2 protein-coding genes and 1 pseudogene are annotated in these 2,253 nt (G+C 41.6%); 2 read left to right on the top strand and 1 reads right to left on the bottom strand.

Features of this window, described 5'->3' with window-relative positions; all coding sequences use genetic code 11:
• The first annotated feature begins 202 nt into the window (after nt 1–202).
• The gene (locus BUA75_RS14880; RefSeq protein ID WP_072875370.1) at nt 203–826 is read left to right on the top strand and encodes a signal peptidase I; all 624 of its coding nucleotides are present in this window, start codon (nt 203–205) and stop codon (nt 824–826) included.
• 185 nt (nt 827–1,011) lie between these two features.
• Entirely contained in the window at nt 1,012–1,908 is an 897-nt protein-coding gene (locus BUA75_RS14885; protein ID WP_165612048.1) for a TasA family protein, read from the top strand.
• Between the two features lie 115 nt (nt 1,909–2,023).
• On the opposite strand, the pseudogene BUA75_RS14890 reads toward BUA75_RS14885, so the two are convergent.
• Nucleotides 2,024–2,253 (bottom strand): annotated as a pseudogene (locus BUA75_RS14890) (IS1634 family transposase); the annotation flags it as partial.

Here is a 2,253-nt window from a genome sequence, read left to right on the forward strand (position 1 = left end):
AGAAGCAACATCGACAGAAGCAACATCGACAGGTTCGACGACAGAATTGCCGCAGGTGCAACAACCAACAACGGGCTCAGGAAAAAATTAAGAAAAATGGACAGTAAAAAATTCTATCCAATCTAAGGATTGTAAAAATCTCCAAGACAATTCAATGAATTAGATTAGAGTTGGAGCGAGAGGTAAAGGGGAGGCAAGTATAATGGTCCGAAAAATATTTAGTGTGATAAATGGTATTGTGATTGGTCTTATGGTATTTATCTTTGCTTCTACACTTTATTTGACAGTGTCATCAAGAATTCATGATGGTAATCCGGTTGTGGCTGGAAAAACCATGTATGAAGTGCTTTCTGGATCAATGACCCCCACATTTGATACAGGTTCAGTGATTTTTGATAATCCTCATGTGAATGTTGCGGATTTAAAGCCAGGCGATATTATCACATTTCATGTACCCCAAAATTCGGGTTTTAACGGCATGACCAATGTATTGGTTACACACAGAATCGTAAGGGAATTCGATCAAAATGGCCAGATGATGTTTCAAACCAAAGGAGACGCAAATCCGTCAGTAGATCCATGGACAGTATCGGCTAGCAATATTGTTGGAGAGTACACGCATTTTACTATCCCTTATGCAGGGTATTATCTGAACTTTTTGCACGGTCGTTGGGGAGACGGTTCGTTACTTATTTTACCCGGTGCTTTTCTCATCATCAGTAGTATGGTCTCTCTATTCAAAGAAATTTTAAATTTACAAAAGAAAAGCAATCAGGAGAACAATGATTCACCTGCGCTCCAAGAACAAAATGCGATTCATTCGTAGAGAATATCGAGAAATTTGAAACTCCTATCCATTAATGAATTTAAAAATATAAAGGATAGGAGATCAAATAGACATTAAATCTGCAGAATGAACTGATGCTCCAATGATAGCTCGGTATCATTTTGAAGATTTAAGTCTTCAATAAAAATATTTAAATATTAAGGAGGTAAAGGATGAAATTCAGCATGAAATCAAAAATAGGAGCAGTAGCAGCCACATCCTTAGCTGGATTGGCAATGATGGGAGCGGGATCGTACGCATTATTTACAGCACAAGCACAGTCGAATACACAAAGCTTTGGTGCAGGTGTAGTCGATGTTCAAACGCAAGGACAAGGATTTCAAACATTCTCTGATGATCATCCAATTGAGTTTTACAACATGGTCCCAGGTGATTACGCAGGTGGAATTGTAGTTTTCCACAATACGGGAAGTGTCAATGAAATTGTCAATGTGCTTACTCATGCTCATGGGCCTATCTTCTGGAATGATGGTTTAAACAACGGAAAAGTGACGACACTCAGTGGTTTTAGCAATGGTCATCTACCTTCTAACGATTCACCGGTGGCTTCTACAGCTGAATCTACGTATGCAGAATTCTGGCAACCTCGATTATTGGCCAATGGACCGACTGTTGTCACTGACAATAATGGAAATTCAGGATGGGAGTCAGTGGATTATGAGGATTCATCGCATAATCCATTGAATGAGTTTGATAATTATCCTGCGTCTTATACGGTCAAATATCAAATCTATCAATCTTATTCTGGATATCTGTTTGATGATTCAAATGGAGGAGTTGTTATTCAAGGCACTCCAGCCAGTAACAGTCAAATAGTTCAACCTAAATATCCAGTAACGTACTCTTATCGCCCAGATGGCTTTGATACAGAAATGAATCCCTATAGTTGGCAGACAATTCAAGCCGGGAAATTGATGAGTGGTTCATCGAAAATAGAAGGTATTGTATTAGCACCAGGACAGTATTTGGTTCTTGACTATAGAGGTCAATTGCCCAAAAAAGCTGGAAATGATTATCAAGATGCTTGGGCAAATATTAGTGTTTCTTTAGCTCAAGTTTGACAGTACCCTTGATATGGCGCGGATTGTAGGGGCAAGTTTGTACCACACGCACTTTAGCCCCGCGTGGCTGCGGGGCTCGTTGGAGATCGATTCGTCTTGTGGCATCTTGTGCGGTTTACTCGGCCGACGTCATGTGTTGTGCTTTCGTCACCGACAAGGTCTTGTTCGGCGTCGGAATGCCCAGGCTTGTGAGGATGGCCTTCACACTGTCCTTCGCCTTGGTCACGCTGACGAATTCCTTGTCTAAAAACGTGGCGCGCACCGCCTTCCAGCGCCTCAGTTCCCGTACGATGGCTTCTCCTGTGTACCACCGCGACTCTAATTCGGCCAGCGCCTTGGATCGGT

Source organism: Alicyclobacillus tolerans (assembly GCF_900142255.1).
Lineage (GTDB): Bacteria > Bacillota > Bacilli > Alicyclobacillales > Alicyclobacillaceae > Alicyclobacillus_I > Alicyclobacillus_I tolerans.

Coding starts and splice junctions, on each gene's coding strand:
- BUA75_RS14880 (WP_072875370.1), top strand. CDS start 203: ATGGTCCGAAAAATATTTAGTGTGATAAATGGTATTGTGATTGGTCTT.
- BUA75_RS14885 (WP_165612048.1), top strand. CDS start 1,012: ATGAAATCAAAAATAGGAGCAGTAGCAGCCACATCCTTAGCTGGATTG.